General features: G+C 54.7%; 18 protein-coding genes. 5 read left to right on the forward strand and 13 right to left on the reverse strand.

The window, feature by feature from the left end:
• The first annotated feature begins 11 nt into the window (after positions 1-11).
• From KJS42_RS09910 to KJS42_RS09920, 3 genes are all read left to right on the forward strand, one after another.
• Positions 12-1,028, forward strand: coding sequence for a LacI family DNA-binding transcriptional regulator (locus KJS42_RS09910; protein WP_193416525.1), 1,017 nt, complete (start codon positions 12-14; stop codon positions 1,026-1,028).
• A 141-nt stretch (positions 1,029-1,169) separates the two neighbouring features.
• On the forward strand, positions 1,170-2,618 hold the full coding sequence (locus tag KJS42_RS09915; protein WP_213622742.1) for a tagaturonate reductase: 1,449 nt from the start codon (positions 1,170-1,172) through the stop codon (positions 2,616-2,618).
• Positions 2,606-4,093, forward strand: a complete 1,488-nt coding sequence (locus KJS42_RS09920) for a UxaA family hydrolase (RefSeq protein ID WP_213622743.1) — start codon at positions 2,606-2,608, stop codon at positions 4,091-4,093. The genes KJS42_RS09915 and KJS42_RS09920 overlap by 13 nt, the downstream gene beginning before the upstream one ends.
• Positions 4,094-4,218: 125 nt before the next feature.
• Here KJS42_RS09920 and KJS42_RS09925 read toward each other — a convergent pair whose 3' ends face one another.
• The gene (locus KJS42_RS09925) at positions 4,219-4,428 is read right to left on the reverse strand and encodes a hypothetical protein (protein ID WP_155605769.1); all 210 of its coding nucleotides are present in this window, start codon (positions 4,426-4,428) and stop codon (positions 4,219-4,221) included.
• Between the two features lie 215 nt (positions 4,429-4,643).
• Between KJS42_RS09925 and KJS42_RS09930 the strand changes: the two genes are divergently transcribed.
• A complete protein-coding gene (locus KJS42_RS09930) occupies positions 4,644-4,985 on the forward strand; it encodes a cupin domain-containing protein (protein WP_155605770.1) in 342 nt (113 codons plus the stop codon).
• A 209-nt stretch (positions 4,986-5,194) separates the two neighbouring features.
• On the opposite strand, the gene KJS42_RS09935 is transcribed toward KJS42_RS09930, so the two are convergent.
• The 10 genes from KJS42_RS09935 to KJS42_RS09980 form a co-directional block, all read right to left on the reverse strand.
• Positions 5,195-6,187: a Gfo/Idh/MocA family protein gene (locus KJS42_RS09935; RefSeq protein ID WP_193416528.1), complete on the reverse strand. Its 993-nt coding sequence runs from the start codon at positions 6,185-6,187 to the stop codon at positions 5,195-5,197.
• A gap of 112 nt (positions 6,188-6,299) precedes the next feature.
• On the reverse strand, positions 6,300-9,047 hold the full coding sequence (locus tag KJS42_RS09940) for a carbohydrate-binding protein (protein ID WP_244868433.1): 2,748 nt from the start codon (positions 9,045-9,047) through the stop codon (positions 6,300-6,302).
• A gap of 39 nt (positions 9,048-9,086) precedes the next feature.
• Complete coding sequence (locus KJS42_RS09945) at positions 9,087-10,355, reverse strand: glycoside hydrolase family 125 protein (protein WP_193416529.1); 1,269 nt, start codon at positions 10,353-10,355, stop codon at positions 9,087-9,089.
• A 60-nt stretch (positions 10,356-10,415) separates the two neighbouring features.
• Positions 10,416-11,468 (reverse strand): glycoside hydrolase family 76 protein, encoded by a 1,053-nt coding sequence (locus KJS42_RS09950; protein WP_213622744.1) that lies wholly within the window; start codon positions 11,466-11,468, stop codon positions 10,416-10,418.
• The gene (locus tag KJS42_RS09955; protein WP_244868434.1) at positions 11,465-12,550 is read right to left on the reverse strand and encodes a glycoside hydrolase family 76 protein; all 1,086 of its coding nucleotides are present in this window, start codon (positions 12,548-12,550) and stop codon (positions 11,465-11,467) included. The genes KJS42_RS09950 and KJS42_RS09955 overlap by 4 nt, the downstream gene beginning before the upstream one ends.
• Before the next feature lie 19 nt (positions 12,551-12,569).
• Positions 12,570-13,433, reverse strand: a complete 864-nt coding sequence (locus tag KJS42_RS09960) for a carbohydrate ABC transporter permease (protein WP_155605847.1) — start codon at positions 13,431-13,433, stop codon at positions 12,570-12,572.
• 59 nt (positions 13,434-13,492) lie between these two features.
• Positions 13,493-14,380: a carbohydrate ABC transporter permease gene (locus KJS42_RS09965; protein WP_155605774.1), complete on the reverse strand. Its 888-nt coding sequence runs from the start codon at positions 14,378-14,380 to the stop codon at positions 13,493-13,495.
• Between the two features lie 27 nt (positions 14,381-14,407).
• Positions 14,408-15,715 carry an ABC transporter substrate-binding protein gene (locus KJS42_RS09970; protein WP_213622745.1) on the reverse strand — a complete coding sequence of 436 codons (1,308 nt, stop codon included), beginning with the start codon at positions 15,713-15,715 and terminating at the stop codon, positions 14,408-14,410.
• A gap of 704 nt (positions 15,716-16,419) precedes the next feature.
• The gene (locus KJS42_RS09975) at positions 16,420-17,610 is read right to left on the reverse strand and encodes a GntR family transcriptional regulator (protein WP_193416532.1); all 1,191 of its coding nucleotides are present in this window, start codon (positions 17,608-17,610) and stop codon (positions 16,420-16,422) included.
• 111 nt (positions 17,611-17,721) lie between these two features.
• On the reverse strand, positions 17,722-18,603 hold the full coding sequence (locus KJS42_RS09980) for an ROK family protein (RefSeq protein WP_193416533.1): 882 nt from the start codon (positions 18,601-18,603) through the stop codon (positions 17,722-17,724).
• A 96-nt stretch (positions 18,604-18,699) separates the two neighbouring features.
• On the opposite strand from KJS42_RS09980, the gene KJS42_RS09985 reads away from it, so the two are divergent.
• A complete protein-coding gene (locus tag KJS42_RS09985; protein WP_213622746.1) occupies positions 18,700-19,536 on the forward strand; it encodes a M15 family metallopeptidase in 837 nt (278 codons plus the stop codon).
• A gap of 13 nt (positions 19,537-19,549) precedes the next feature.
• Here KJS42_RS09985 and KJS42_RS09990 read toward each other — a convergent pair whose 3' ends face one another.
• A complete protein-coding gene (locus KJS42_RS09990) occupies positions 19,550-20,506 on the reverse strand; it encodes a 3'-5' exoribonuclease YhaM family protein (protein ID WP_213622747.1) in 957 nt (318 codons plus the stop codon).
• Positions 20,507-20,787: 281 nt separating this feature from the next.
• Positions 20,788-22,995, reverse strand: coding sequence for an FMN-binding protein (locus tag KJS42_RS09995; RefSeq protein WP_213622749.1), 2,208 nt, complete (start codon positions 22,993-22,995; stop codon positions 20,788-20,790).
• Between the last annotated feature and the right edge of the window lie 296 nt (positions 22,996-23,291).

Here is a 23,291-nt window from a genome sequence, read left to right on the forward strand (position 1 = left end):
GATGAGGTTCTATGATTACGATCAAAGACATTGCTCGCGTGGCCGGCGTGTCTCACACCACGGTGTCCCGGGCGCTGAACGGCAGCCCGCTGATTAAGCCGGAGACGCGGGACAAAATCGAAAAAATCGCCGCCGAAATGAACTATATCCCGAATGTCAGCGCCAAAAGTTTGGTGATGAAGAAGACGTACACGATCGGATTGTTTTTCTCAAGCATCGATCAAGGAACGTCCGCCAGCTTTCTCGTCGATGCGATCAAAGGCATACACCATTCGCTGGATGAGAACTACAGCTTAACCGTACACGGGATTGACGGCATCCGCCACTTAGAGGGCATTTCGCCGCACCGCTTCGACGGTATTCTGGTCATGAGCCAAAGCGATGCGGACAATGCGTTCATCTACCATGTCAAGAAGGCCGGAATTCCGCTTGTCGTCCTGAACCGCCATCTGGACGATCCCGGCATCGCCAACGTCGTGGCGAACGACCGCGAAGGCGTACGGGAGGCGATCGACTATGCGATCGGCCGCGGCCATCGCCGTTTGGCGATTATGGAAGGCAAAGCGGGCTTTCGATCGGCGGCCGAACGGAAGCAAGGTTTCCTGGAAAGCTTGCTCGCCCATGGCCTCTCCCTTCCCGCCGAGTATCAAACGGTCGGAGATTACAGCATCGACAGCGGATACCGGACGATGAATTCGCTGCTGGATCTGCCCGAACCGCCAACCCTGGTATTTTGTGCGAACGATGATATGGCGATCGGGGCCATGAACGCTTGCTTCGCTCGCGGGGTGAGCGTGCCGGATCAGGTGTCCTTGATCGGATTTGACGATATCGTATTCGCCAGCTATACGAATCCGGCCATGACGACGATCCGCAAACCGGTCGCCGATATCAGCGAGCTCGGCACCCGGAAGCTGATTGAGCTGATGAAGCCTCAGGGACCGGACCAAACGGATGCCGAACAACCGGGCGAGACGCTCTTCGTCCCAACGACGCTGATGATCCGACAGTCGGTAGCCGGGATTTAAGCTCAGCCGGTTGACGCCGAATGACAGTAGTTTTTCGAGAATTCGGCGCATTCGCGGCCCTTAGCTGCAACCCGGTTACATCTCTTTTGTCTCATTTTGTTCACGTGTGCATACATTCCTAATAGAGGAGTCGAGGAGCCAATGGATACGCAGCTTCCGCTTTATCCGCTCTTATCCCGAACCTTATTCCCCGAATTGCCCGCCTACCCGGAACGAATGATTCAGTTCGGCGAAGGCAATTTCATGCGCGCCTTCACCGCCTGGCAGGTCCAGCAGATGAATCGGCAAGGACGTTTTCAGGGCAGCTTGGTGATGATCAAGCCGCAAGGAAGTCCGGTATCCGAACATTATGCCAAGCAAGATCATCTTTATACGGTGCTCATGAACGGAATCGCGGAGCAGCAAATCGTCCGCGAGCACGAGATCATTAGCTCCGTCAGCCGGTTGATCAGCCCGTACACCGAATATGAACAATTCCTCGCCCTGGCGGAGCAGGACTCTCTGGAATTCATCACCTCGAACACAACCGAGGCCGGCATCGCCTACAACCCGGAAGACCGCTTAACGGATGCACCACAGCGCAGCTTCCCCGGCAAGCTGACCGCCCTGCTCTATCGCCGTTATCAGTTGGGGAAGGCGGGATTTACGATCATCCCTTGTGAGCTGATCGACCGCAATGGCGAGAAGCTGCGCCAAATCGTACTGCGTTACGCCGCGGAGTGGAATTTGGGCAACGGGTTCACGGAATGGCTCGAACGGGATAATACGTTTTGCTGCAGCCTCGTAGACCGCATCGTTCCTGGATTTCCGCAGGAAAAAGCGGATCATTGGGAGCGGGAGCTCGGCTATCGAGACCGCCTGATGGTAACCGCTGAACCATACCTGCTGTGGGTCATCGAAGGCCCGGATTGGCTGCCTGAACGGCTGCCGCTGGCCGAGGCGGAACTGAACGTTATTTTCACGGAAGATTTACGCCCGTACCGGGAGCAAAAGGTCCATCTGCTGAACGGCCCTCACACGGCGATGGCCGCTTTGGGCTTACTAGCCGGCCTGGAGACCGTCGAGGAAGTGATGAACGACGAGGATTTATCCGTATTTGTACGGGAGTTGATGGAAGAGGAGATTCTTCCGATGTTGGATTTGCCTAAGGCAGGGCTGCTGGCTTATGCCCAGGCCGTACGGGAACGATTCATGAACCCCTTCATCCGGCACGAGTTGGCTTCGATCTCGCTGAACAGCATCGCCAAATTCCAGACCCGGCTGCTGCCCGTTCTCCTGCGTTACCGGCGGGAACGCGGCGAGCTTCCGAAGCGGATCGCCCTTGCTTTTGCCGCGTTGTTAGTCGGCTACCGGGGCGACCGGCTGGAGCGGAAGGACAGCCCCGACGTGCTTGCGCTCTTCGATCAGGCCTGGGCACAGCACGCTGAAGTGATTCCGACCCTTTTACGGGATGTCCAGTTATGGGGCGAGGATTTGTCCGACGTACCCGAGCTTGCCGCGTCCCTGGAGCAATATGTCCGAAAGCTGGACGCGTTTGGTGCCCGAGCCACGTTACAATGGATAGGAGGCGGCAGCCCATGCGGCGATTAATGAGAATGAATTCGCGCGACAATGTCGCGGTAGCCTTACGGCCCATCGAAGCTGGCGAGGGGATCCAGTGGGACGATCTGATCGTTGAAGCCAAGCAAGACATTCCTCAAGGTCACAAAATCGCGCTACACGATATCCCCGCCGGTTCGGTTGTCACCAAATATGGCTACCCCATCGGTCATGCCGTGACAGCCATCGCTCGAGGCGAATGGGTGCATATGCATAATGTGAAAACGAATCTGGCCGGCGAGGAGCAGTACGAATATCAACCCGATTTGCATCCCGTGATTTACCCGAAACGTCCGCTGACGTTTCAAGGTTATCGCCGGGCTAACGGGAAAACAGGCATTCGGAATGATCTGTACATTGTGCCGACCGTCGGCTGCGTAAACGGGATAGCCGAGCAGATGATCAGCGCTTTTAAAGCGGAGCATCCAGATCTCGGTCCCTTCGACAATATCACCGTGCTCAAGCACCCCTACGGCTGCTCGCAGCTGGGCGAAGACCACCTCATGACGCGCAGCATTCTCGCGGATGCCGTACTGCATCCCAATGCGGGCGGCGTGCTGGTGTTCGGCCTAGGCTGCGAGAACAACATCGTTGCCGAGTTCCGCCAGCACCTGGGCGATTACGACGAGCAACGCGTCAAATTCCTCGTAGCCCAGGAGGTCGAAGACGAGCTGGAGGCGGGGCTGGCGCTGCTCGACGAACTGGTCGAGGCGGCCCGGAACGACCGCCGGGAGCCGGTGCCGCTCAGCGAGCTGAACGTTGGGCTGAAGTGCGGCGGCTCCGACGGTTTTTCCGGAATTACGGCGAATCCGCTGCTCGGTGCTTTCTCCGATTTCCTTATTTCCCAAGGTGGCTCTACCATCCTAACCGAGGTGCCTGAAATGTTTGGTGCCGAACAGATGCTGATGGCCCGCGCCGAGAGCCAAGCGGTATTTGAACAAATCGTCGGCCTCATTAATGATTTTAAGCAATACTTCTTATCCTACGGCGAACCTGTCTATGAAAATCCATCGCCGGGCAACAAGGCTGGCGGCATCAGCACACTGGAGGACAAATCGCTGGGCTGCACGCAAAAAGCCGGGACTGCCCCGGTGGTCGACGTGCTGAAATACGGCGAGAAGCTGCGCAAGAAGGGGCTAAGCCTTCTGCAAGCGCCGGGCAACGACCTGGTGGCCTCCTCTGCGCTAGCCGCCGCCGACTGTCAGTTGGTCCTCTTTACGACCGGTCGCGGTACCCCGTTCGGCAGCTTCGTCCCCACGGTAAAAGTCGCCACGAACAATGAGCTGTTCAACCGCAAGCAGCATTGGATGGACTTCAACGCGGGCACCTTGCTGGATACGTCAATGGAGGATGTGCTGGAGAAGTTTATCGCTTATGTTATCGCGGTGGCGAGCGGGCAGAAAACTCGGAACGAACAGAACGAAGTACGTGAGTTGGCGATTTTCAAAACCGGGGTTACGTTATAAGAGTCAGAGCCATACAAAAAGCCAGAGTCACCGTTTTCGGTCAGACTCTGGCTTTTTGGGAATCATGTATGTCAGATGCAGGCCGTATTTATTGAAGGCACGGACTCAAGGAATGTTATCGTAAATCAACCCGTTAGCAAAGCCAACCTGTCTATTTGTTGGTATAACCGCTCCGCCTCGTCCGCCAAGTTAGGCTGATTCAGCCGGATCGACATGGCAAGCAACCGGTCGGCTTTCTGTTTGAGCCGCTTGATCTCCATCATAACCACTTCTTGATCCATCCCCGGATAACGTTTCACGAGCGTTACTCCTTTCACCACATTTACTAAAAACATCCATTCGTCTTCCTCCAATTTACTTCATTTTGCAGTAGTGGCCATTTCCTGGAGTTTTGAAATAGGGACAATTTTTCTGCAAGCTTGATCTAGATCAAGAATAAGCCGACCGGTTGATGTTAACATAAGAGACAGGAAGACAATGATATCAACGATCATGATCCAAAAACCCATTCAATGAACCGGCCCGCTGACCGGTCAAGGAGGAACTATTCATGGAAAAGCTGGCATTAACCAACCTTCAAGACTACCAACCCGAGAAATTCACCAAACGCATTGCCTTCAAGAAAGGCGAAAGCGTCGTATTCGTGCTGAACTTTATGCCGGGGCAAGAGCTGCCAACCCACACGCATCCGAATACCGACGTGTTTATTCTTGCCCTGCAAGGTAGCGGAGCGATCACGGTGGACGGAGAAACCTCACCGCTGGGACAAGGCGAAGTATTGCATCTGGAAGGAGCCGAGTCTTTCTCCTACCGTAATGACGGAACCGAACCCGCTAGCCTGTACGTCATTCTAACGAAAGTTCCTTCGGCGGAATACGCGCAGAACATTTAACGCCAACTCCGGCTCATGCTAAGGGTTCGTCCCAGTAGAAAGTGAATCCAATCGCGAAAATGCTGCATTATGTGCAGGATTTTGCACAAACTGCAACATTCTAGCCGGTATCCCAAGTAAGCCTGGAGAACAGGTGACTTTCTCTTGATAAATCATCGGCCAGGTGGGAACCCACCTGGCCGATGATTTGATTCAAGCAAGGTCAACTTCTACAATACGACCGAGCGTTTTTCTTGTACTGATCGGTAGGCAGCCTCCATAAGCCGGGTTAATTCCACGGCCGCACGGATATTTCCCTCCGCCGACGTACCATCTTGGATATGCCTAATCCACTGCGCAAACGCGCCTGCCCGGTTGGCTGGAATCTCCAGCTCATGCCATTGTCCAGCGTATTCCTCGCCTTTCGCACCGGTCCGCAGCAGCAGCTTCGACTCCGGCGTTCCGTACAGCAAGCTGCCCTCGGTTCCGTGAACCTCGATCGTAAATGGGGAATACGGATTCACAAATCCCGCCTCGGCGATCCCCACGGTCCCTGATGCCGTGCTTAATGTCATCACCGCGTTATCTTCTACCCGCTTGTCCATTACATACCCGAACTGCGCCGTAACCTCGACGGGGTCTTCTCCCAGAAACAGGCGAGTCAAATATACCGGGTGGCAGCCCAGGTCAATCAAAGCCCCACCGCCGCAATCCACCGGGTCATAGAAATGCTCCGGCAGCCATCCCGCTATCGCGCCATTGTGAGATAGTCGTACGCGAACCTGAGTGACACGTCCGAGCAGCCCTTCCTGCAACGCCTCCGAAATCGCCAATGTGTACCCGTCATTCAGTCGGGGCAAGGACACCGCCAACTTGACATTGTTTTGCTGCACCGCGTCCAGGATCTCCTGAACCTCTTGCAGATTAGGAGCCAACACTTTTTCCGTAAAGATATGCTTGCCTGCACGGGCCGCCTGCACCATCACGTCCCGATGCAATCGGGTCGGTGCATCCACGATGACCGCTTCGATGCCGCTGTCCAGCATTTCCGTCAATGAAGCGTAATACGGAACGCCCAGCTTCTCGGCCTGCTCCTGACCCCGTTCCGGGTTCTCGTCCCATACCGCCGTGATCTCGGTGTCGGGATGCGCCAAGGCCTCCTTTGTATAATCCCATGCATGCACATGCCAATAACTGATCATGCCAATCCGAATCGCTGCCATTCGCCATTCCTCCTCGGAATAAATGTCCAATTGATTCCTTCTTAATGTAACACAACCCCGGGCAAAAAACAGACCGAAGGCTGGACCACTCCGCCCCGGTCTGTTTGTTCATTTATTTCGCGATGAGGTCTCCCAATGAAACGGAATACCCCTTGGAGACATTACCAGAAGTGTCGACAGATTTGAACTGTACCGTGTACCCTTTCGGATTCTTCATGTCCGGCAGCACTACGGTCTGAACGCCGCGAGCTACCTCCATCATATCGCCGAATGGCTTCTTGTTCTTTAGCAGACGGATCTGCACCTTCTCGCCGTCCACATCGTACGGACCGTCCCAATATAGCCGGATCCGTCCGTTTTCCTTTACCGCGCGCACATGTTCAACTTCCCCCGGAGGCGTATGGTCGCGGGGCGGTTCAGGAATCAGGGGCGGCGCCGTGAATACGGCCGGATCGCCGAACGTGAACTTATCCAGGTTAAACAGCCAATCCGAGCCTTTGAAGAGGAGGAATACGATATGTTTACCGCGAACCGGGGAGGTAACCTCCGCCGAGAACACTTTAAACTCCTGCCAGCCGCCAGTTCCGGTGACGGCCGTCTCCGCGATCACGGGGCCGCTTGGGCTGTCCAGCCGTACCTCGATCGTCCCGCCGGCGGTATCGCTGGCGGCGCTGACATGGAATTGCGCTGCTCCGCCGTCTTCGCCAAAGTCTACGTAATTGTACATAGCATACGGCTGATTAGGTCCAAACATCCCTGCAAGGTACGTTTGTCCCCCGCCTTGCTCCGTGCCGAAACCCGAACCGCTCGTATAGCTTTCGGCCTCCAGCTTGCCGTAAGCATCCTGGGCCTTGCCTTTAACAGTCGTAAAGCTGAACCAGTCGAGGTTACACGGAAAATCGCTGCCGTCCGTGCCATAGAACACCAGGTAGACGTCGTGGATGCCAGCCGCTGCCGTGTCATCGACCGTGGACATCACATCGATCCATGTCGCCCAGTCGCCAACAGCGGGAATAGGAAGGGTGCCGACGGTTGGCCCGTTCAAGCTATCCAACTTCACCTCGATCGTTCCGCCGCGGTTCCCGCTCGCGACATGCGCCGTGATTCCGGCCGCACCGCTGCCGAAATCGATGCCCTCATAATGAACGTACGCGCCATTCGTGATTCCCTCCAGGAAGCCATGCTCGCCGTTTCGGCTTACCCCGGAACTGGCGTCGAATTCGCCGGCCTTCCGTTTGGCATAGGCATCGGTTCTCGTCGGATCGGTCTCCGTAAACCGAAACCAGTTCAAGTTAAACAGATAGTCGTCATTCGCCTTGAGAAAAGTGAAGTAGACATCATGCTTTCCGGTTACCGTCACTGAATCGCCTTGGTCATCCTTGAGCACGGCAACCGCATCGATGAACTGGTTCCAGCCGCCCGTGCTTTCGACCCGGACCGTACCGATCTTAGGACCATCTTCGGCGTCCAGCCGAATTTCGATCGTTCCGCCGGACGTTCCGCTAGCTGCCCGGGCGATGAAGCCGACGGCTCCCGTCGTCCCGAAATCGACGTTTCTATAAACCGCAGTATGCCCGTGCTTTATTCCGCCCAGTTGCAACGTGCCTTCCGCGCTACCCTCTAGCACAAAGCCTTGGCCGATGTTGTATTTTTCCGCTTCGATTCGTTGATAAGCCGATTTCACTGGGTATGCCGGGACGATGGACTTCGGTTGCACGACCGTCAAGGCCTGGACGGCGCTGGAGGCGGCCCAGGATTCATAGGTTCCGGACAATAGCTGCCCGATCCAGTTGCCGTCGACGATGCCCTCTGCGTTCCGATGGCTCCAGGCCATGGTTGCATTCAAAGCCAGCCAATCGTCAAACTTCCGTTCAAACTCCCGATGAGCCCGGGGTTTGCTGCCATCTACCGCTTGCTGCAAGTACGCCAAATTGCGTAGCAGGATCGTTTTGCCGCCTTTCAGGTCCCCGTTCGGGCCTTCATAACCCAGCAGCCCATTGGCTTCCGTTTGATGCGCCATGGTAAACTGAGCTGCCTTGATCGCATCCTCCAGATACACCTTATCGCCGGTGACCCGGTGCAGCATGGTGGCGGCACCGATAAATGTCCCCTGATTATAATGCGTGGCATCCGGCACAGGGCCGCGATCCGGTTCAATCCGATCGAACACCTTGCCGTTTCCATCCGTCAGCATCGTTTTGCCCCAGCGGTAAATTCGGGTTGCCGCCTCCAGATAATGCGAGTCCTCCGTGATCTCGTACAGGAACACCGCTGCTTCGGCTGCCGGGAAGTTAATGCAGGCGTTCTTCGTGACATGCTCGCTGTTCAACCACCACAGACCGCCGTTCGCAAATTCGTCATCCCACTGGGTATCGTATACAAAATCAAAGTAATATTTCGCCTTGTCCAGGTAGCGGGCTTCCCCGGTGATTTGATAAGCTCTTGCGCTGGCCATCGCCCACCACATGATGTCATCGTTAAACGGATTATTCGTCCAGTCCTCGCCATATTTAAGAACGGCGCCGTCAAAAATATCGTCGATCTGGGCGCGAAGCTGCGCCTTCAGTTCCAGGTCCGAGGTGCGAAGATAAGCGTCCATGACCATTTCCCATAACTCGGCTTCCACCCAGAAGCCCTGGTAGTTGGAGCCGCGATTGGAATCGGCCCAATAGGATTTGGCCTTCGGATCCCAGAACTTGGCGTTAAAGGCTCGGATTGCGGCGTCCGCATCTGCGGAATTGAAGCTGGCCGCTTGAGCCTCCGGAGCCTTCGCCCCGGTAAGCAGCGATATCGAGAGTGCCATCGTCAAGGTGAGCGTAAGAAATTTCGAAGCGGTTCTTTTCACTTGATTCCCTTTCACGGCAAAACCTCCATTTGCGGATTCATTCCGTACTGAAAGCTAGCGCATGGCAATTTCCAGACCGCATAAGCTGAGCACGAATTCAACAAACATCGCGTTGGACCAAGAGAACCATTCCCGCGAGTATTCCGAAGGATTATCCTTGTGGAAACCTTCATGCACCAAATTCGTTCCGGCATCAGTTCGTTCGAACATGCCCAGAATGTCCAGCTTTTCCGATTCATCGAGTGCAGTGATTCCCTGGATGGACAAGGCGATGTGCCAGATATAGTTCGGGGGCGTGTGCGGGCTGCCGATCCCTTTGGCATAAGTTCCTTCATAGTAATAAGGATTGCGTCGGCTAAGGATCATCCGGCGGGTGTTCAGATAAATCGGATCGTCCTTGCTGCAGTAATCGAGATAAGGCAACGATAAAAGACTAGGCACATTGGCGTCATCCATCAGATTGACCCCACCGAGCCCATCCACCTCGTACGCATACACCTTTCCAAACTCCTCGTCATCGATGACCGCGTACTGTTCAATCCCCTGCCGAATGTCATCGCGCAGCGCGCGTACCTCATCGGCGAAATCGTCGTCCCCGTAAAACCGTTCATTGATCTCCAGCAAATAACCCAGCACGACGATCGCAAACAGGTTCGATGGAACGAGATAGCCGTATTTGCAGGCATCATCGCTTGGGCGGAAACCCGACCAGGTCATGCCCGTATACGTTACCGGTCCCGGGAGCCTATCCGTTTCCCCGCTGTTTTCCCGTACGAACGTATATTTCGAAAGTTCCTCGTGGCGCTGCTCGGTCCGCCAGGTTTGCAGGATCAGCTCGGCCGCTTGCTTGAATTCCGGCGTGAAGTGACGGGTCTCCCCGGTATTTTTCCAGTAAAGGTAGGCTAACTGAAGGGGATAACATAACGAATCTACCTCGTATTTGCGCTCCCAAATCCAACCGGACATCTCGGTCAAATCCGACTGATGGCCGCGAAAATTCTCGAATTCGTTAAACGCGTTGGCGTACGGATCTCGCAAGATCGATTGGCATTGCGTCATCAGTACCCCTTCGATAATCTCGCGCAAGCCGGCATCCTTCGCCGCCGGGATCAGATACGGCCGGAGCTGGTTGACGGAGTCGCGCAGCCACATGGCCGGAATATCGCCGGTCAGCATAAACACCGTTCCGTCCTCATGACGATGGATGGTCGTTTCCAGCGTATTTTCGTAACACCGTTTAAACATCTCCACGATCTTCGGGCGATGCTTCATCTTCGTTTCCACCAACGCGATGATGTCGGTTTGGGTTAGTTGCTCAGTCATGATCTCTCTCCTCCGTTTAATCTAGCAGTGGTTTGATGGGACTTTTTCCGCGTGGTTTCTTCACTCCGATAACTTCAGCTTTGCCGCCGCTTCCAGCAGCATCAAGCCGCTCAGCTGGACGCTGAGCTGGACCGGCAGGGTAGGTGGCTCCTTCCAGGAAGGGCCGCATAAGAGGGGGTTCTCAAGCAGCCCCTCGGAACAAAGCTTCTCCGCATTCATGAGAAGGACCTCCCGGACACGCGGGCAAGCCGGGTCGATCTCCAGGAGACGGACGAGGTAGCGAATCAGGATCCCCTTAAATAAGCCGGTATCGTCGATCCCCTCCTCGGGAAGCAGACCGGTGCCGGGCTCACCCAGCTCCTTGAAGCAGGCGGCAGCGGTCCGTCTGGCATCCTCCAGGTACACCGATTCACCGGTGCAAACGTACAATTCAACACCCGCACCGATAAAGACGCCCTGGCAATAAGTAAAACGCCAGTCTTTGTCGATCGTTCCGTCCCCAGTGCGGTTCATGCCGTCCCACACAAAGCCGGTAGCGGGGTCGACCAGATGTGTTTTATTCCACTCGTAAATCCGTTTGGCCCAAGCGAGGTCGTCAGGTCGGCCGAACAAACCGTAGAGCCGGGCAGCCAGGATCGCTGCGGGCGCGTTGGCCGGGGTGTTTTTGTAATCGAGCTGATCCTTCTTCCACGCCATCCCGCCGCCGCAATGCGCATTCCAAGCCGTTTGGATATCCGCCCACAGCTCCTGGACCTTCTCCTCGTACCACGTCTCGCCGGTCGCCCGGTAAGCCCGCAGCAGCGCCAGCGCCGTCCATTCCATGTCATCATAATAATTGTGCGTCAACGCCCCGCCGTTATAGCGTTCCAGACTGATGCAGAACTGCCGCATCCGGTCCGGCAGCGCGGGGTCGGCGGTCCGTTCATAGGCGTCCACCAGCACGTCGAGGACGTGGGCTTGCCACCAGTAATAGAAGTTTTCGCCTGCAAGGCCCGCCGTACGCGGATACCACTGGTCCAGGATGCCGGTCTCCTCGTTCCTATAGCAGGCGAACAGGTCGCGGTGCACGTGTTCTGCCAGATGAGCCCAGCCCAGTTCGCGGCGGTCCATCATCGCGTCTCCCCTTCGGTCGCGGCATCCGGAGTTACCCCCGAGGCCGCCTCCATCAGCATGACGCCGCTCAGTTGCGAGCTGAGCGACACGACTTCGCCCTCCTTAGGAGCTCGGCTCCAATCTGTGCCAAACCGCGGTTGCCCCGATGCGGTCTGCCGGCTCCAGGCGCGTTCCGCCTGAAGGCCAACATACTCGGTAACTTCGGGATGGTCCGGGGCCGCATGGGCCAGCTCCGCCAAATAGCGGATCAAGATGCCTTTGAACAGCCCGGCGTCGCCGTCTCCTTCCTCCGGCAGCAGCCCGGTTTCGCTGGAGGTGAACTCCTGGAGGACGACGCGGAACGTGCGGAGCGCCGCCTCCAGGAAAGCCGCCTCCCCGCTTACCCGGTACATCTCCACGGAAGCTCCGATAAAGACGCCTTGGCAGTAGGTGAACTTCCAATCCTTGTCGATCGCGCCGTCTCCCGTCCGGTTCATGCCGTCCCACACCAGGCCGGTAGCCGGATCAACCAGGTTCGCTGCCTGCCAATCGTAAATTCGCTGCGCCCAAGCCCAATCGTCCGGGTTTTCAAACGCTTGGTACAACCTGGCCGCCAGGATGACGGCGGGGGCGTTGGCTGGGGTATTTTTGTAGTCCAATTGCGATTTCTGCCAAGCAATCCCGCCGCCCATCTGCTCGTTCCATCCGGTTTGGATATCCTGCCACAGCAGGAGGGTAGTCTCCTTGTAGCGCGGTTCTCCGGTAACTTGATAGGCGCGCAGCCAGGCGAGTGCCATCCATTCCATATCGTCGTACAGCTCATTGGGCCAGGCGCCGCCGTTGCGCCGAAGAAGGCCGTCGTACAGCTCTTCCAGCCGCTTGGCATACCGCCGGTCTCCCGTGCGCTTCAGTCCGTCGACCAGCGTGTCGACCGCATGCGCCATCCACCAGTAATGAAAAATGTCGTTGCACGTCCCGTTTTCGCATGGCGTTTGGATATTATACATTTGGATCTCTTCGTTCCAGAACCTTTCATCTAGCGCAGTCTGGGCCAGGTCAGCCCGTTGCCGACGCACTTCGGTTTCTTTCATGGTGGTCTTCATGTGATCTCTCCCATCTGTCCTATCCCTTGATTCCGCTAAATGCGATACCTTGGATAAAATACCGCTGCAGCAGCAGGAACAGCACCAGAATCGGCAGGATCGCTACCAGCGCCCCCGCCATCATCGGGCCGTAATCCGTCTGATAGTTGTACGAAAAAGCCTGCAGCCCCATTTGAATCGTCGCCTTCGCCGGATCGTTCAGTACGATCATCGGCCAAAGGAAGCCGTTCCAGCCCGCTTGGAAGGTGAAAATCCCCAGCGTGGCCAGGGCCGGCTTGGTCAACGGCAGGTAAATGCGCCAGAAGATTTTGAACTCGCCGCAGCCTTCGATCCGTGCCATTTCCATCATGTCTTTCGGCAGTGTCAGAAAGAACTGGCGCATGAAGAACACGGCAAACGTACCGGAAGCCCCCGGCAAAATAATCCCCCAAAACGAGTTCATCAGCCCGTTACCGCCGCTGCCGAACAGGTCGTTTCCACCGACTAGCGGAATATGGCGCAGCACGTACACGCTAGGGATCATCGTAACGATCCCCGGCACCATCATGGAAACGAGCAGGATGCGGAAGAATGGCTGGTTCATCCGGAAGTTCAGCTTGGCGAACGCATAACCGCTTAGCGAGCCGAAGAACAGGTTGAACAACACGCCGACCGCGGCCAGCAGAAACGAGTTCCAGAAATAAAGACCAAACGGCACAGTCGTAAACGCATTATAGTAATGCTCGAACGTAAGGTTCGTCGTGAACCACTTGATCGGCAGCGAGAACATCTCTTCATCCGGCTTAAATGAAGTAAGCACGCTCCAGTAAAAGGGCAAAAACATAATCACAGCGATGATGGCGCTGACCGTATAAAACAACACGTTCGCCAATCTTTTCTGCATCGGTGCGCCCAATTGGACGTGACGGGTGCCGACGCCGGTTCTCGTCGTCTCTTGATTTGTCATACAATCGGCTCCTCCGCTTTGGTGATTTTCATGCTGATCAGCGAAAATACGAGAATCGCCATCGCCAGCACAAACGCCTGCGCCGAGGCATACCCCATTTGCAACTGATTAAAGCCCTGTTGGTAGATCAGGTACACCGGGGTTTTGGTGACATTGGCTGGACCGCCCTGCGTCAGCACGAACGCCTGATCAAACAGCTGCAGAGCGCCGATGATCGCCAAAACGCTGACAAGGAACGTCGTTGGGCGAAGCTGCGGCCAAGTGATATAACGGAAGCACGCGAACCGCGACGCCCCGTCAAGCCGGGCCGATTCGTACAAGTAATCGGGCACGCCTTGGAGTCCGGCCAAATAAATGATCATATTGGAGCCAACCGACTGCCACAACGTCATGACGATGATCGACACCATGGCCGTTTCCGTTTGCGATACCCAAGCCGGACCGGTGATGCCGATATACGAGAGCAACCCGTTGATCAGCCCGTATTCGGGATGCAGCATCCAGATCCACACGGTGGCCGCAGCGACGGCGGAGGTCAAGGTCGGCAGGTAGTAAAACGTGCGAAACAGCTTGACTCCGCCTTTCTTTTTGTTGAGAAGCATTGCTAGCAGTAAGGAAATCAATAAATTCAGCGGAACGAAAACAACTGCGTAATAGAACACGTTCAAAAAGGTCTGCCAGAGCAGCGTGTCGCCGATCAGGCGGCGGTAGTTATCCAGCCCAACCCAATCGTTGCTGCTCAGCACGTCATAATTGGTAAAGCTGAGATAAAGGGCCATCACGACGGGGATGACCATGAATACGGCAAACAACAGCATGGTTGGTGTAATGAACAGATAGGCCATTCGGGCCTGATGCCGTTCGAGCTTATTGACGGATGCCATTCTTCGCTCCCCTTTCAGAGGCCGGTTTTATTTCACGACCGCATTTTCCGCAAGCAGTTTGTCGCCTTGCTCCTGAGCTTTCTTCAACGTATCGTCGATGGATTGCTTGTTCTGCAACAGCAGCTCCAGATTCGGAATCAACGCGTTCTCCTCCATGACCGAATAGCCCGGATGCGTTGGACGTGTCTTGGCGAACTCCAGCGTTTCCGTAAACGGCTTCCACAACGGGTCCTCAGTAAAGAACGGATCCTCGAGCGCCGGCTTGAAGCCCGGCAAGTTCAAGCTCGTTTTCGCCCACAGCAAAGCGTTGTCCTTATTGGCCGTCCACCACTTGATGAACTCCCAAGCTTCATCCGGATGCTTGGAGCCTTGCGGAATCACGAGTCCGAAACCGCCCATGACGCTGCCCTTGTCGCCGTTTGGACCTGCCGGAGGCGGAACGATGCCGTAATCCAGATCCTTGCCGTATTTATTGTAGGTGCTCATCATCCAAGGACCGGTGTACAACATGGCAACTTTGCCCGTTACAAATGCATCGGTGCCTTCGCCAAGACCTTTTTCGAAGCCAACCTTATATACTTTGTCCTCGTTCAGCAAACGCTGCCAAAACTCCAGTACTTGCTTGCCCTGTTCATTGTTGAAGTTGGTTTTGCCGTCATCGCCGAGCATCTGTCCGCCGGCCTGTTGCAGATACATGTTGAACAGACCCGGGTCAGCCATGGAGAAGCCAGAGGTTTCAAGCTTACTGCCGTTCCACTTCGTCAACGTCTTGGCGGCCTGCTCCAATTCATCCCACGTTGTAGGCGCCTCTAGGCCCGCATCCGCAAACATCTTCTTGTTGTAGAACAACGCGCGGGCATCCACCGTCAACGGCAGGCCATATAGCTTGTCGCTGTTGGTTAATTCCTTTAAGGACTCATCAAAAAAGTCGCCTTTGTTCACGCCATCGCGCTCCATATAATCATCGATCGGGCGAAGCACGTTTTTCGGAGCGTACAGCGACGTTCTCCAACGGTCCCAGAACAAAATGTCCGGCGAACCACCGCTCGTTGCGGCGGTCAGGAACTTCGTCACCATATCCTGTTGAAGTACGTATTTAACTTCGATTTTGTCCTGCGATTTGTTAAAAGCATCGACCATCGTCTCGAATTGCTTTTGCCCTTCGCCGCCCCAGTCGCCCCAGAACGTCAGCTTCACTTTCTTGGCATTGCCGCTTCCGCTGTCTCCAGAACTGCCACCATTGCCACTGCTGTCACCACTGCCGCTTCCTCCGCAACCAGCCAGCATCGCGCCGAATAGGACCGTCACCAGCATTACAAGCATCCACTTTTTCATTTCATAAACCTCCCCTTTTCGTTTAGATGACATAGCAATTAAAGCGTTTTCAATAAACATAGTATATTAGCATCATATCATTATGTCAATGGGGAAAAATATCGATGTTCCTGGTATGTAAAATATATATCAAACGTCCCCTTCTCCCTTCAAGCGTGACAAAACAAGGACCTCCTGTACGGAGGTCCTTGTTCGGAATTCACGATAGGATTTCACCCTGATTCGTCTGCCAAATGCAAAAGTGCAGTTGGTATACAGCAAAATGCGCTGGCTAGCGTACTCAAATGTAAAAGTGCATTTGATTTGCCGTAAAATGCTCTCGAAAGAGACTTCAAATGTAAATGTGCAGTTCAAATTTGCTCGAATCGCCCTTTTCAGCCAAATTGTCCTCAATCAGATGCACTTTTACATCCCAAGAGCCCACAAACGCAAAAATGCCGAAACTCAACTGCACTTTTGCAGTTGGGTTCGGCATGAGGGTGGCAGTTACCTTAGTACGCAGGCGAGCAACTGCCATCGCACTACGGAGACAGCACTCCCATCGCGCACAGCCACGGTTGCTCCGCCACGGGGCAGAAGTTGGCTTGCTGCGCCGCGAGCGGCAACTCCAGCATCGAGTGGCCGCAGTTGGCCATTCCCACGGAGTGGCGACTCACTGTGCACCAGCGCATGCCTTCGCCGCAGGCTGGCGAGCGAGCCTATGGCTACTCGCGCCGCTCCCTCGCGGGTCCGGTGGATTCTCCCGGAACGAGTGCGGCGGGCAGCTTAACCTTGTTCGCTACCGGCCGGTTCTCAAGCAAGGCCAAAACATTCTCCACGGCCAGCTTGCCCATGTCCTCTTCGCTTTGGCGCATATGGGTAAAAGCGTAGCCCTCGCCAATGCGGAACTGCGGGCTGTCAAAGCAAATGATCGATACGTCTTCGGGAATGCGAAGCCCCAGCCGCGTTACAGCAGCTTTAGCCAACAGCGCGATGTTGTATTCGATGGCGAAGAACGCCGTGATTGAAGGATGCGCCTGCAAATGGCGCATGATCTTATCAATATCTCGTTCGATATTCTCATCGTAAAACGAGTTTGGCAGGGTGGAGGTCAGGTCGCTGATCCACAACTCCCGTTCCGCAGCGATGCCTCGGCCGGCATGCGCCTGCACAAACCCTTCGATCCGTTCCTCAACGGCCGACGTATCTACCGGCGGCGGGGACAGCAACGAAATGTGTGCGTGCCCGAGATCAAACAAGTACTCCGTCGCCTCCTGCGCCGCTTTCACATTGTCGGTGCTTATCGAGGCCGCCGCCACGCCTTTCAGTTCCCGGTCGATCAGCACCAGCGGGAAGCGTTCGATCACCATCTTGAGGATTTCCGCATTGAAATATTCCCCTTGCGCCGGGAATACGATCAATCCGTCCACCCCAAGCTGCAGCAGCTTCCGAATAGTCGCTTCCTCGTTCTCCTGAATCCCAAATGTCCGCTTCGGGACGAGAAAACAATCCTGCTCCCGTGCGGCATCCTCCATCCCGTAGATCAGCCGCGTCCCGTAGCTCCCGGCGAAATCCGTCAACACGACGCCGATTAACTTCCCGGCCGCTTCCCTGTCCGCTCCATTCCCGCCGTAGGCGCCGTCCATCCGGCCGTGACTTTGTTCCGCCGCTCCTACTCCATCGGCTTCCGGATCCGTGACAAACGAACCTCGTCCCGGCTTTCGAACGATGATATGTTCGGCCGCCAGCAGCTCCAGCGCTCGCTTGCTCGTAATCCGGCTAACCTGATATTCCTCGGCCAGCTCTTTCTCCGATGGGATCCGGTCGCCCGGCTTATAACTTTGATCCAGGATTTGCCGTTTCATATCATCAAAGATTTTCTCGTACATCGGTTTAGACGAGGTACTTTCACTCATGACGTTCCTCCCACGTTCCCTCACAAAAGGACATGATATATATTATAATATATCATGATATATCTTGATTGTCGAACCATGTTTGAAACGGTTCACGATGCCCCCGAAACATCAGCCACGGATAGTCATCGCTTCCAACCCCAAGGCTAATGCGCCGCAAAGCCCTGCACGGTTTCCCAAGCCCGGCGGGACAATGTATCCGTCCATACCACTTAAAATCGCCGAAGCGTTCACATACCCGGCCAGGTTCCGCCGAACCTCCTCGCGAATCAACGGGAACAACTGCGGCTGCTGCATGACGCCGCCGCCCATGATCACCTTCTGCGGCGAGAGCATCAGAATCGCGCCGGTCACCGCCTGCGCTAAATAGTAGGCTTCGATTTTCCAGGCCGGATGATTCGGCGCTAGCTCATGACCTTTCACCCTCCAGCGCGCTTCGAGGCTTGGACCCGCAGCCATGCCCTCCAGACAGTCGCCATGATATGGACAAAGGCCGGGGAAATCGTCCTCCGGATGCCGCCGCGGCAGAACATGTCCGCCTTCCGGGTGGACCAGCCCATGGACAAGCTTGCCTTCCGCCAGCACCCCAACGCCAATGCCGGTCCCCACCGTATAATACACGCAGCTATCCAGGCCTTGTGCCGCGCCCCACTTCGCCTCGCCCAAGGCGGCGGCATTCACGTCCGTATCCCATCCATAGGGAACATCAAATTGCGATTTTAACTTACCAAGAACATCATATCCATTCCAGCCCGGCTTTGGCGTCGTCGTCACATAACCATAAGTGGCGCTGTTCCGGTTGAGGTCAAGCGGGCCAAACGAGCCTACGCCGATCGCCTCTACCTTTTTATCGCGAAAATAGCCAATCACCCGCTCCAGAGTTGGTTCTGGAAGCTCTGTCGGGAAACTGACGCTATCTTCGATGACGCCATGCTCATTTCCGACGCCGCACACAAACTTCGTCCCGCCTGCTTCAATTGCTCCAATCCGCATCGTAATCTCCTCCTTTGAAGGTCTGGGATATGCTATAATCATAGAATTCAATCGCTGCCTCATCTGAATTATTCTATCCGTGTAAGGAGCATGATCATGTACCCTTTCCTTAAAAATAATCACGCGCACTACCCGCCTGCGAAGTCCGGTAACAACCTATCCCGGGCAGGACGTAAAATTGGCTTATTCACCTTGGCCGCCCTGATATTCATAGTCTGCGTGAATGCAGCCGGCACCGGTTATTCCACCGCTGCCTCCAAATTAACCGCGTCCCCTGCCTCCCCCACCCAGGCTGCCGATGTCAGCAAGAAATATCATCTACCCAAGGGGAAGGGCTTCGTATACCTTGACGAGGTGATCCCGAATGCCCTATATGATCTTCGCTATTATACCGGTGACAACTTCGTCGGGGAGCGAATCGACGGGTACAGCGGACCGTTCGCGATCTTGACCTTACGCGCGGCCCGCGCGTTGAAGAAGGTCAACGACAATTTAGAAGCCCAAGGCTATCGCCTGAAAATCATTGACGCCTACAGTCCGCAGAAAGCGGTTAATCATTTCGCCCGCTGGTCCAAGGATCCCCTCGATGCAGAGATGAAAGAACGTTTCTACCCCGAGGTGGATAAGAAGAATCTATTCAAGCAAGGTTACTTATCCTCCAAATCCGGCCATTCCCGGGGCAGCACGGTGGATCTTACGTTGGTCTACAAGAAGACCGGCGGGGAAGTCGACATGGGAAGCCGGGTCGATTTCCTTGGCCCGATTTCCGCGCATGGAGCACAGGGGCTGACCAAGGCGCAGCGGACGGGCCGCTACATTCTCAAGACGGCGATGGTCAAGCAGGGCTTTAAGCCGTATGCAAAGGAATGGTGGCACTATACCCTGAAGAACGAGCCTTACCCGTCCACCTATTTTGATTTTGACGTGGAATAACTGTCACTCGCACTCACCACTTCAAGCGGTAGATCCCCTTGTTCTCAAGCCCCCGAATCAGCGGTGTCCATGCTTCGGATTCCGGCGTTGTAGCCAGCGCGTCCTCCACCATTTGTAGTTTGGCGTCCAGCGCGTCGATATGGTGCAGGGCGACAGCCTCCGGCGTCTGCGGCTGCACCGGGCTGCCCCATTCTCCCAAATTATGGTGAGACAACACCAAATGCTGCAGCCCGAGCACCTTCGGCGAATCCAATGCAATATCGAGGCGAATCGCCGCTTCGGTGATCCATTGCGAGGACATGGAGATATGCCCCAGCAGCTTGCCCGGCGTGCTGTACTCGGACACAATGCCCAACTCGGCCACCATTTCTTCAGGCTTGGCGATATCGTGCAAAATGATGCCTGCCTTCAGCAGGTTCGGGTTCAGGAATGATCGCTGCCCGCACAGAAAATCGCCGATTTCCAGCATGCGCACCATGTGGTAAGCTAATCCGCCAAAATAAGCATGATGATGCGTTTTGGCTGCAGGGTAATGGGACAGCTTCTCCTCCACCTTCCCGACGCAATACCGGACGATCGCCTGGATCTCCTCATCGGCAATTGCGTTGATGACGCCTTGAATCGTATGAATCAGCGCCTCGGATGAAATCGGTGCGGTACGGATGAAATCCGTCAACCTCACCCCATCTTCCGGATTGGCCGGCCGGATCTGCATCACCTTGACCTGCAGCTTCTCCCGGTAGGTTTGCACGATTCCCCGCACCTTGACTAGCCCCATCGGGAAGAACGTTTCCTTATCGGTTGACGAAGCATCCCAGAATTTAGCCGGCATTTCGCCCGTCGCGTCACACAACACAATATCCAAATAATCCTTTGGCGGGTTGGCGTTGGTCTGCTTTACCTCCAGCTCCTTAAGCAAATAAAAGCCAACGAATTCATCCTGATTTCTTAATTGATTAATTTGCGTCACCCGTAATTCCTCCAAATCCATGATAAATCTATTATACTATGGGACTGCCAAAAGCTCAGCGCCTTTTCCCTTCGCCAACTTATCCCGATATCCAAAAAAGGACGCCGTCCCCGTGATATCACGAAGACAACGTCCTTCTAGAGCTCAAGCCATGCCATGACATAAGTTGTAACCCAGAATTTTTATGGTTGTCCCTCAGGTACAGCAAAAGCCCCCTTAGATCTAATCCAAGGGGGCTTTATGCACTAAGTCTTTAGACTCGCAGATTCCGACGAAAACGGTTATCTGCCGGCGTTCTCAAGCGCATTCTTCACAGCGTCGACCACTTGGGCCGATACCGCCTTCACGCCGTCTGTTTCACCAAAGGCTGCCGGGCGATACCCGTATTTATGCAACGAACCTTCTGTGGTTGGCGTTTCAATTTCCGTTTTGACGGTTTTCTCGTCAGCGGATAATTGTTCTGCGGTCTTGATTTTGCCGTTCGCATCTAGATAGAATACTTCCATTTTGAACGGAATGTTGTTTTGGACCGTCACCATGACGTAAACGGATTTGTCCTTATTGATACCGGCGAAAATGCCGTTAATGTAAGCCGTTTTGTACGACTCGTTGATTTCTGCCTTCTTATAGGCATTTTCCACAGCTGTCTTCAAAGCGGTACTGCTGCTGGTTGCCCCGGTCACGACGTCCACTTTAGCTGCTTGCTCTCTCGTTCCTGCAAACAGCAGATCGCGGGTCAGAATCGGGATCGCTCTAACTACCTCCGCATAAGCGGAAGCACCGCGGTCAACCATGTTCACACCAACACGATACAGTTTCAATCCAACAACGACACCGTTACGCAACGTGACATCCGCACGGTTCGTCCCTTTGTCATAAGCGTCGCCAAACGCAGTGTAAGTGCCGTCCTTGTAGTTGCCTTGTGTTTTCGAAGCGTTGTTCAGCAAGTCGGCGAACGCGGCTCTGGCAGCTAGGGACAAGTCTTCTTGACCTACGATCGGCGTCATGTTTGCACCTTTTTGAGTCAAACCTTCATTCAATTGAGCGACAAGAGCTTGTTGCTCTTCCGTCAGCTTGTCGGCGGCGATCAGTTTACCATCGGCGCCAAATAAGAGTACATTTACGTTCGAAACTTTGTCTGCCTTGATGTCAGCCAGAACCAGTACTTTGGACAGGTTGTCGACACCAGCGAAGGTGCCTTCAAAATACTTCGCTTTGCCCGGTACCTTCAACGCTTTTTCGAAAGCTCTTTCCACGGCCAGGTTCCAGCTGTGGCTGCTTTCGGTTGCGCCGGCAATCGCGTCAACGTCGTCGCTGTAGTTCGCGATGTACGAGCCTTTAGCGAGCAGTTTAGCCGTCATCGGCGCGTTCGCTTTTACCACTTCGGCATAAGCCGTTTCGCCCCGGTCGATCAGGTTGGAGCCCAGTCTAAACAGCTTCACATCAACCAGCTTGCCGTTGCGAATGTAGACATCGGCTCTCTCTACGCCTTTATCACGGGCTGCGCCGTAAGCAGAGTAGAAGCCGTCGATGTATTTCGAATCGTTGCTTACTTTCGCGTTTTGTTCCGCATCCCAATAAGCGTTCACTGCGGCTTTGTATTCGGCTTCTTGTCCTTTAGGACTAACAGCGCCTGTACCTTTTGCCAGAAGTTCGGCAGTAATGGCTTTTACCGACGCTGCTTGCGCTTCGGTCAGGTTCGCTTCTTCGATTGCATTGCCGCTGGCATCCAGCGGGTAAACCTTGACAGCCGTACGCTTCGTAGCATCAAAAGTAACGAAGACCATGTATTTGCCTTCCGGATCTACACCCATATGCTCACCAGCAAAATAGGTTACACCCTTTGCCTTCGCTTTCAAGGCTCTTTGGAAAGCACGGTCGACGGACATCTTCCAACCATTGCTGGAACGAGTTGCCCCGGACACGATGTCCACCTTAGCGGCTTGTTCCTGCGTTTTGCCGAGCAGATTGGTTTTCATCGTTTCATAAGCATTCCAGAGGCCGCTGTAGTTGTTGCGCACATCTCTGTCAATCAGTTTAGGGCTTGTTCTAAGCAGTTCGATCGCGGCAACTTTGCCATCCTTGATCGTTACCTTTGCCCCTTCGGTTCCTTTGGAATAAGCGTTACCGTAAGTGACGTACACACCGTCAGCGTATGGATTCTCAACCTTTTTGACGTCAGGTGTAGTCGTTTTAACCGGAGTTGCCGGTTTGGTTGTCGTCTTCGCAGGCGTTGTCGTTTTCGTAGGTGTCTTTGCCGGCGTTGTCGTTGTCTTGCTAGGTGTCTTCGTTGTTGTCTTGCTTGGTGTTGTCGACTTGCTTGGCGTAGTTGTCTTGCTAGGTGTCGATTCCTTAGCTGGCGTTTCTGATTCCGATGCAGCGGACACTACGTCAATGCCGGTCAGTTTGTTCCCCGACATACCGACGGTAAGCGACAAGGATGATAATACCAACGTCGCGCTTACTGTAAGGCTAATCAGCTTTTTCAAATGCGATCCTCTCCCTTGTGAAATTCACCAAGCTATGTAAATTACATAACCTGCTCTTCAAATGGTGTTTCTCTTTGTTATTCGACTTTGCTCAGAAACGATGAAACCCTTTCCAAGCAATCGCGCCCCTCCCTCTTGCACGATGTCTAACCGGAAACCACGCCCCCCACGAACGTGAATCAATTCACATAACAGTGGAAAAAAATAGATACGGGTGGTTTCCATTAAATACTAGGTAATTTGTCGCAAAAAAGCTGTACGCAAAATCACACAGCCTGAAAGATATGTCACGTTCT

It is taken from the genome of Paenibacillus sp. J53TS2 (assembly GCF_018403305.1).
In the GTDB taxonomy this organism is placed as follows: Bacteria; Bacillota; Bacilli; order Paenibacillales; family Paenibacillaceae; genus Fontibacillus; species Fontibacillus rhizolycopersici.

Excerpts from the sequence above, each read along its gene's own strand:
- KJS42_RS09950 (WP_213622744.1), bottom strand. The coding sequence starts at position 11,468 with ATGATGGACCGCCGCGAACTGGGCTGGGCTCATCTGGCAGAACACGTG.
- KJS42_RS09985 (WP_213622746.1), top strand. The coding sequence starts at position 18,700 with ATGTACCCTTTCCTTAAAAATAATCACGCGCACTACCCGCCTGCGAAG.
- KJS42_RS09930 (WP_155605770.1), top strand. The coding sequence starts at position 4,644 with ATGGAAAAGCTGGCATTAACCAACCTTCAAGACTACCAACCCGAGAAA.
- KJS42_RS09945 (WP_193416529.1), bottom strand. The coding sequence starts at position 10,355 with ATGACTGAGCAACTAACCCAAACCGACATCATCGCGTTGGTGGAAACG.
- KJS42_RS09915 (WP_213622742.1), top strand. The coding sequence starts at position 1,170 with ATGGATACGCAGCTTCCGCTTTATCCGCTCTTATCCCGAACCTTATTC.
- KJS42_RS09970 (WP_213622745.1), bottom strand. The coding sequence starts at position 15,715 with ATGAAAAAGTGGATGCTTGTAATGCTGGTGACGGTCCTATTCGGCGCG.
- KJS42_RS09925 (WP_155605769.1), bottom strand. The coding sequence starts at position 4,428 with ATGTTTTTAGTAAATGTGGTGAAAGGAGTAACGCTCGTGAAACGTTAT.
- KJS42_RS09910 (WP_193416525.1), top strand. The coding sequence starts at position 12 with ATGATTACGATCAAAGACATTGCTCGCGTGGCCGGCGTGTCTCACACC.
- KJS42_RS09960 (WP_155605847.1), bottom strand. The coding sequence starts at position 13,433 with ATGCAGAAAAGATTGGCGAACGTGTTGTTTTATACGGTCAGCGCCATC.
- KJS42_RS09920 (WP_213622743.1), top strand. The coding sequence starts at position 2,606 with ATGCGGCGATTAATGAGAATGAATTCGCGCGACAATGTCGCGGTAGCC.
- KJS42_RS09980 (WP_193416533.1), bottom strand. The coding sequence starts at position 18,603 with ATGCGGATTGGAGCAATTGAAGCAGGCGGGACGAAGTTTGTGTGCGGC.
- KJS42_RS09955 (WP_244868434.1), bottom strand. The coding sequence starts at position 12,550 with ATGAAGACCACCATGAAAGAAACCGAAGTGCGTCGGCAACGGGCTGAC.
- KJS42_RS09975 (WP_193416532.1), bottom strand. The coding sequence starts at position 17,610 with ATGAGTGAAAGTACCTCGTCTAAACCGATGTACGAGAAAATCTTTGAT.
- KJS42_RS09965 (WP_155605774.1), bottom strand. The coding sequence starts at position 14,380 with ATGGCATCCGTCAATAAGCTCGAACGGCATCAGGCCCGAATGGCCTAT.
- KJS42_RS09935 (WP_193416528.1), bottom strand. The coding sequence starts at position 6,187 with ATGGCAGCGATTCGGATTGGCATGATCAGTTATTGGCATGTGCATGCA.